The organism is Pseudofrankia coriaricola (assembly GCF_001854805.1).
GTDB lineage: Bacteria > Actinomycetota > Actinomycetes > Frankiales > Frankiaceae > Pseudofrankia.
Window position 1 is genome coordinate 55520 of record NZ_MBLO01000229.1, and the last position, 7052, is coordinate 62571.

Here is a 7052-nt window from a genome sequence, read left to right on the forward strand (position 1 = left end):
TGCGAAGGTGCCGTTAATAGTGGATGACCGACTCGCGGCTGAGGAGATCGGCGTAGTCGGCGGGCAGTTGGCCGGCGACATCCTCGAACTCCGACGGCGAGACGCTGGCCTTGAGCGCCGCGACGACGGCGCGGGCATGGCGGCGGGCCTTGGGCTCCGTGCAGGCGTCGCCTTCGAGCTGGGCGACCCGGCGATAGAACTCCTGGACGTCGAACCGCTCGCCGCCGCCCCTGGGTGGCAGCGCCTCGGCGAACGCCGCCGGCAGCTGGGAGGCGAGGTTCCGCGTCTCTCCGCCGGAGATCCGTTCGCCGAGCACGGTAAGGGTGGCGCGCATCGCCGTCTCCGCCTGCCGCGCGGACTCGAATCCGCCGGTGACGCGGATCGCGGACACAAGCTGGTCCTGCTTCATCTCGGCTGCCCTCTCACTCGTGACCCGGAGCGGTCTCGGGCCGGACCGGCTTGAGACCGACAACCCCTGCCCGTCCCCAGTCCGCCACGGACAAAACGCCAGGTGACGGCCCCATGGTGTCCACCGTCGCGCGAGGGACGTACGACGCGAGGGGCGCACGGGTGGCGGAGAGTCATGAGGCAGGCGGCCGTGGCGGTGGGCCGAGGCGGACGGCGACCGATCCCCGGACGGCGACCGACCGCCGGACGGCGCGCTCCTGCCTGGCTGGACGCGGTGGCCTCTGATCCGGGGGCAGATTACATGTAATCGACGGAGGGCCGCTCTCTCGTCTCTCGGATCATCTCGTCGTTGCAGACAGTTTCACCCTGCGCGTCCCCGGCAGCCTCGGCCATCTGTTCGCCGGCGCGAAGATCGCCGTCATGATGGCCATGATCGGCGCGATCGTCTCCGAGTTCACCGGCACCAACAAGGGCCTCGGCGCGGTCGTCGTCCAGGCCACCACGTACATGAACCTCGTGCAGATGTAGGGCGCCATCTTCGTCTCGGCCTTCGTGGCCCTGTTCCTGCTCGGCCTGGTGAACCTGGCGGAAAGGCTCGTCGTCCGCTGGTGACGCGGGCGCGCCCGGCGGCGTTCCCGACGCGAGGGGCGCCTGCGGTGGAGGAGGTCAGCCCGGAGAGCGGGGGCTGCGTGGGGTAGGAGGCAGTCCGGGTCGCGGCGAGTCCAGCGCTGCCGCGCGGCCGGCGGTCGTCCTCCCCGCCGGCTCCCGTCCGCGGCGGCGCGGAAACACGACTCATCCATTGCCCTCTCCCGCTGCCCCGTTGTGCTTCGGTCCCTGCGCGCCCCGGCTTCGGTGAGCTCGCAAAAAATCCGCAGGGATCAAGGAACCCGGTCACGTTGACCTCGGCCGGTCGGGCCGCCGACGCGGTTTATGCGGCCGTGTGCATTCTTGCCGGCCGTACCTGGGCTATTCGTGGATGACGTCGTCGATGGTGGTGGCGGTGACCGCGCGGCGCAACCAGGTGTCGAACTGGTCCAGGTCCGTGCAGGACCGGATCCGATCGCGGACATCTTCAGTGACGTGCACCCCACGGGCATCGAGTGCGGTCAGCAACATTCGCGCCGCACTCTCGGCGTGGGCGCGGGCGGCGGTCTCGCCGAGCAGCTTGCTGCGGTATGGACGACCAAGGGCGCTATTCATATGCGTCTCCCAACGATCCCAGAGCGCCGCTGGCAACCCAGCCAGCACGATCTCATGATATAAGGGACCCTTCCTCGGACCGAGCGCTCGCAGTGCCTCCGTCAGCGCGGGAAAGGACGCCTCGATGCCGGCGTCCCCACCGTGGCAGAGCACGGAGAACATCGCCAACGCCGGCTCGACCCGCGCCCGCTCGACGTCGACGACCAGCGGCACGTCCCCCGGCGTGAAGACGAGCGGGCGCAGATGCAGGCTGACGCCCTCCGACTCGAACATTTCCCGGTAGCGGCGGGCAACCGCCGCGCTCGGGCAGTAGACCAGCAGCGCAGCGTTGACCTCCAGCTCGGCCTCCAGGTGCGCGACGTAGGTCTTCAGGGTCCAGCGCTTGCCCGGGTCCCAGGCGCGCTGGACCTCCAACACGACCGACATCAGCGACCGGTCGGCGGCATCGCACAGCAGCATCATCCCGTCGGCGCGGTAGGTGCTGGGCACCAGTTTCCGGACCTCGGTGGGCTGCGGCCGGGCGTGATGATAGCCGGACACCTTGACGTCGAAAAGTTTCTCCAGCAACCAGACGAGGACCTCCGGATTCTGTTCGGCCAGCTCCAGCGGCGACTCGTGTTCCCCGCTCGGCATGCTGCCAACCATAAAGAACGCGGACAGGAAATAGCAAACACGTAAGAAGCCCATTAATGCCGATTCAATAACCGGACTGAGTTACGCTCGTCTACCCGCTCTCGGGCAAGAAATCGGCCCGAAGAGTCTCCCCGTGAGCCTTCCGGCGGCTAGAGGCGGCCATGGGCGCGAAGTAGCGAGACGGCGTGCGGTGTTCGCGACGCGAGGTGGCGACGGCGGGCCTGGGCGTTCAGGCCGTGAGGTAGCCGTTGCGGACGAGGTAGGCGACCAGCGCGTCCGCGGCCTGCCCGGCGTCCGTCGGGCCGATGATCGTGGGCGGATCGTGGGCGACGAGGGCGCCGGTGAGCGCCAGCAGCCGGTCCCGCGGGGTCGCCCCCGCCGGCGGAGGCACTACCCGGGCCCGCGGGCGGTAGGCACGGACGTCCACGACCTCGACCGCGCCCACCGCGGGCCGCGTCGGGCGGGCGGCGGGGACCGGCGCGTCGCCGGCGGCGAGCAGGGCTGGCAGCGCGGCACGCCGCAGCCGCAGCCCGGCGGCCTCGGCCGAGCAGACCGCCGGGGTCGGCACACGCAGCCGCTCGCGGCGGCCGCCGTCGAGCCGGCGCTCGGCGAGCAGCCAGCCGTCGTCCGTCGGCGTCAGGCTGACCAGGCCGAGGGCCTGCGCGGCGCCGAGAGCGTGCGCGAGCTGCGCGGGCAGCGCGCCGGTGCCGCGGTCGGGGGAAAGGTCGCCGCAGAGCACCAGCGTCGGTTCGCCGACCGTCCGGATCGCGTCGACGAGGACCTCGGCGAGCGCGCGCGTGTCGCCCGCGAGGTCGGCGAGGTAGGCCGCGCGCGGCCCGAACGGCTCCGGGTCGACCGCCGACGCGGCGTTGACCGCCGAGGCGGCACCGGGAGCGGCGCCGTGGCCGTCGGCCTCGTCGTGCGGCGGCCAGGCGACGCGCAGGACCGCAGCGCCCAGCGCCGCCGCGGCGCGCAGCGGGCCCTCGACGATAGGCGAGCCGGCGGCGACCGCGAGCACCCGCCCTGACCAGGCCCGCGCGATCGCCAGCGCGCGCTCCAGCGCCGCCTCGTCCGCCGCCGAGAGCCCGGCGCCGTGCGCCGAGCGTGTCACCACGCCGGTCAGTGGATCGACCTCGGGCCGCAGATCGGTGACCCGCAGGCACACGACGACCAGCGGCCCGCCCCCACGGGCCCCGTCACCTGTCGCGTTCGTCATCGCCGTCCTCCTTTTGACTTCGGGACAAGGGCCGCCGGGCGCGCGAAGGAAGATCATTATCGCGCGCCCTTTGGCCCTCAGCCCTGGCGGAAGACGACGCCCTGGCCGCCGTCGGGGTAGGTCCAGGTGAGCGCGCCCTCGCCGTTGCAGACCATGTAACAGGTGCCGCACTCGAAGCACTGCTCGTAGTTGAACAGGATCCCGCCGTCCGCCGTCGGCGCGAACAGGTTCGCCGGGCAGGCGGTGACGCAGGCGCGGGTGGTACAGGAGCGGCAGACGTCCGAGTCGACGACGATGTGCGCCCGCTCGCCGACCCGGAAGTCGACCGTCGCCATCCGGTCCTCGAACGCGATGTCGCCGAGCCGCCCGCCGCCGCCTTCCGCGGCCTCGGTGGCGGCGGGCGCGGTGGCGGCACCCACCGGCTTCCTGAAACCGAACCGGCTCACCGGAATACCTTCCCGATCCTTAGTCCGTCGCGGGCGAGCTCGCGCAGGCTGACGCCGTTGCGCTTGGCGGCCCGGCGCAGCAGCGCCAGCGCCCCCGGCTTCGGTTCCGGGTTCGTCACCGTGAACAGGCTCTCGACCAGGTCGGCGACGAGCCCCGGGTAGCGGCGCTGGATCCGCTCCGACAGGATGATCTCGGGTGCGCCGCGCAGCCGCTTGTGGTCGGCGAGCACGAACTGCTTCTCCAGCTCGTCCCGGTAGCGGGCCAGCCGCTTCTTCGACGCGTCGCCGGCGGCGGCCGCCTCGGCGGCGACCCGGCCGGCGACCAGGCCGGAGCCGATCGCGAAGTTGACGCCCTCCAGCCAGATGCCGGCGGCGAGCGTCATCCCGGCGGCGTCGCCCGCGATCAGCAGGCCGTCCGTGGCGAGTGCCGGCATGTGGTCGTAGCCGCCCTCGGGGATGAGGTGCGCGGCGTACTCCTTCACCGTCGCCCCGCGCAGGTAGGGCGCGATCGCGGGGTGCGCCTTCAGGTCGGCGATGATCTCCTCCGGCCGGACCTTCGCCGCCGCCAGGCCCGGCAGGGCGAGCACCGCGCCGATGCTGACCGTGTCGCTGTTCGTGTAGAGGAATCCGCCGCCCGGGATGCCGCGGGTGTTGCCGAGCATCTCGATGTCGAGGCCCTCCTGGCCGCGCAGCCCGAAGCGCTCGTCGATCACCTCGCGCGGCAGCGACAGCACCTCCTTGACGCCCAGGGTGTGGTGCTTCGGGTCGGCCTTCGGCAGCAGGCCGGACTCCTTGGCCAGGAACGAGTTGACGCCGTCGGCGGCGATCACGACCCTGGCACGCAGCTCGCCGTCGGTCCGATCGGTGCGCACACCGACGACCCGGCCGGCCGCGTCGCGCAGCAGCCCGGTCGCGACCGTCGAGGTGACCAGCCGCGCGCCGGCGGCGGTCGCCTTGCCGGCGAGCCAGCTGTCGAAGTCGGCGCGGTACGCCGTCATGCCGTTGTACGGCGGGCCGGCCCAGGTCTGGGTGCGGAAGTCGACGGTGAGCGCCTGCGTCTCGGTGAGCACCATGGTCGAGCGGCGGACGACCCAGCGCTCGACCGGCACCTCCTCCCACCAGTTCGGCAGCACCGCGTCGAGGATCCGGCCGTAGATGACACCGCCGTAGACGTTCTTCGAGCCGGGGAACGGGCCGCGCTCCAGCAGGACGACGGACGCGCCGGCGCGGGCGGCGGCCAGCGCGGCCGCGGCGCCCGCGGGCCCGGCGCCGACGACGATGACGTCGACGTCCGCCGGCCGGTCCCCAACGGCCGTGCCGGGGGAGGTACCCGGGCCAGCGTATGGGGCCTGCTCGTCAGCCATGGGTGATCTCCGCACGCGGGTTGGGAACGTCGGCGGCCAGGCTGGCCGGGCTGGCCGGGGGACCGGCGGGGCCGGCGGATCCGGTAGGACCGGGGACGCCGAGACGGCGGGCGAGCTCGACGAGCAGGTCGCCCGCGTCGGTGACCAGGCCGAGGTCCGCCATCGCCGTCATCGGGCAGCTCGGGTCGGTGTTGACGGACACCACGTGGCGTGGCGCGCCCAGGCCCCCGGTGTGCTGGCTCGCGCCGGACACACCGAACGCGATGTAGAGCTCGGGGTCGAGGGTGACACCGGTGGTGCCGATCTGGCGGTCGTAGCCCATCCAGCCGGCGTCGGTGACGACCCGGGTGGCGCCGGCGGACGCGCCGAGCGCCGCGGCCACGCCGGCGAGCAGCTCGAACGCGGCGGCCGGCCCGACACCCGCGAGGCCGCCGTCGCGGGCGACGAGACCGGCGCCGCCGCCGAGCACCCGGCGCGCCTCGCCGAGGTCCATCGTCGCCGGGTCCGGCTCCAGCACTTCGACCACCTCGACGTCGACGATGCCGCCGGGCGCGGCGGGCAGCGCCACCTCGACCGGCACCAGGGCGCCCGCGGACGCCTGCTGGGGAATCTGGCCCGGGCTCGTCGCCGCCCGCGCCGTCGGTTCCGCCGCCGCTGGCGCCCCCGCCTCCACCGGTTCCGCTGGACCGTCGTACACCGACCGCGCACCTGGCAGCAGCGTCGCGACGGCGGGCGCCGCGCACGTCGCCGTGACGAGCAGCCGGCCGTCGACGCGGGCGAGCTCCGCCCGCACCTGACCGTCGCCCGCCAGCCCGGCCTGGACGGCGCCGGCGAGCAGTGGGACGTCGAGCGCGGCGGCCAGCCGCGGCGCGAGGTCGCGGCCGTCCGCGGACGCGGGCAGCACGACGAGGTCCGCGGCGGCGAGCAGCGGGGCGAGCGAGCACGCGAGGGCTCCCGCCCGCAGGCCCGGCCCGGTGTCGGCCCACCAGACCTTGGCCGCCGGGCCGCCGCCGGTGGCCCGGTGCAGCGTCACGGCCGCCTCGGCCGCCCCGGAGCCGACAACCAGCACCTGCCCGCCGGCCTCCGCCACCGCCTCGGCGCCGCCCGGCGGCACCTGCCCGCCGCGCGCGACGACGACCGCCACCGTCCCGGTGACCGTCAGCCCCGGCAGGGGCGCCGGCGTCGTCGCCAGTGCGTCCGGCGCGACGGGTGCCGTCTGGGAAAGCACGGTCTCGGTCATCGCGCGAGGTCCCGGGCGGACGGCGCGGGCATGCCCGCGACGATCAGCAGAACTCCCGCCACAGACGATCACTCTCCATCACGATGTCGTCGAGGATGCCGTGTGCCTCCTCAAGACTGCCCGCTTCGATCTCGGCGGTGAACAGGGCGAGGAACCCCGGCACGACTTCTTCGCCCATGGTCCACTCGATCTCGTAGATCACGCCGCACCCCCTACCCGTGCGCCGTTCTGGCGGGTGCCCACCTGGTGACGGCGCGCCAGCCGGGCCGCCGTTGTCCGCGTCGGCCCGTAACCACGTATGGAGGGCGTCCAGAGCCCTCTGGGCTGGCGCTTCAGCAGCCGCCTCATGCGAGCGCCACCGCCGCGCGCTGGCCCTCGACGACGGCGGCGTGAGCGCGGCGGGGGGACAGGCAGTCGCCGACGCGGTCCAGCGTGAACGGCAGGCCACCCGCTGTGTCGCCTTCGGAGCCCTCCGCGACTGGCCTTCGGCCAGCCTGCCAGCCGCTTTGGGCTGTGTCGCCTTCGGAGCCCTCCGCGACTGGCCT

The 7052-nt window shown here is 73.5% G+C and carries 9 protein-coding genes; 1 reads left to right on the top strand and 8 read right to left on the bottom strand.

Features of this window, described 5'->3' with window-relative positions; translation table 11 throughout:
- Window positions 1–13: 13 nt before the first annotated feature.
- The gene (locus tag BCD48_RS29055; protein WP_071051581.1) at window positions 14–409 is read right to left on the bottom strand and encodes a DUF2267 domain-containing protein; all 396 of its coding nucleotides are present in this window, start codon (window positions 407–409) and stop codon (window positions 14–16) included.
- 365 nt (window positions 410–774) lie between these two features.
- Here BCD48_RS29055 and BCD48_RS54175 point away from each other — a divergent pair, with 365 nt between their 5' ends.
- Complete coding sequence (locus tag BCD48_RS54175; protein ID WP_274536589.1) at window positions 775–936, top strand: ABC transporter permease subunit; 162 nt, start codon at window positions 775–777, stop codon at window positions 934–936.
- A gap of 438 nt (window positions 937–1374) precedes the next feature.
- Here the strand turns inward: BCD48_RS54175 and BCD48_RS29060 are convergent, their stop codons facing one another.
- The 7 genes from BCD48_RS29060 to BCD48_RS52975 all read right to left on the bottom strand — a co-directional run.
- Window positions 1375–2241: a hypothetical protein gene (locus BCD48_RS29060; protein WP_071051582.1), complete on the bottom strand. Its 867-nt coding sequence runs from the start codon at window positions 2239–2241 to the stop codon at window positions 1375–1377.
- A gap of 229 nt (window positions 2242–2470) precedes the next feature.
- The gene (locus tag BCD48_RS29065) at window positions 2471–3457 is read right to left on the bottom strand and encodes a mycofactocin-associated electron transfer flavoprotein beta subunit (protein WP_071051583.1); all 987 of its coding nucleotides are present in this window, start codon (window positions 3455–3457) and stop codon (window positions 2471–2473) included.
- 77 nt (window positions 3458–3534) lie between these two features.
- Window positions 3535–3903: a ferredoxin family protein gene (locus tag BCD48_RS29070; protein WP_241842066.1), complete on the bottom strand. Its 369-nt coding sequence runs from the start codon at window positions 3901–3903 to the stop codon at window positions 3535–3537.
- The gene (locus BCD48_RS29075) at window positions 3900–5267 is read right to left on the bottom strand and encodes an FAD-dependent oxidoreductase (RefSeq protein ID WP_071051584.1); all 1368 of its coding nucleotides are present in this window, start codon (window positions 5265–5267) and stop codon (window positions 3900–3902) included. The genes BCD48_RS29070 and BCD48_RS29075 overlap by 4 nt, the downstream gene beginning before the upstream one ends.
- On the bottom strand, window positions 5260–6507 hold the full coding sequence (locus tag BCD48_RS29080; protein WP_071051585.1) for a mycofactocin-associated electron transfer flavoprotein alpha subunit: 1248 nt from the start codon (window positions 6505–6507) through the stop codon (window positions 5260–5262). Before BCD48_RS29080 ends, BCD48_RS29075 begins: the two co-directional genes overlap by 8 nt.
- Before the next feature lie 43 nt (window positions 6508–6550).
- The gene (locus tag BCD48_RS51615) at window positions 6551–6709 is read right to left on the bottom strand and encodes a hypothetical protein (protein ID WP_157910580.1); all 159 of its coding nucleotides are present in this window, start codon (window positions 6707–6709) and stop codon (window positions 6551–6553) included.
- A gap of 142 nt (window positions 6710–6851) precedes the next feature.
- Window positions 6852–7052: hypothetical protein (locus BCD48_RS52975; protein ID WP_131804121.1), on the bottom strand; the 201-nt coding region annotated here is incomplete at its 5' end.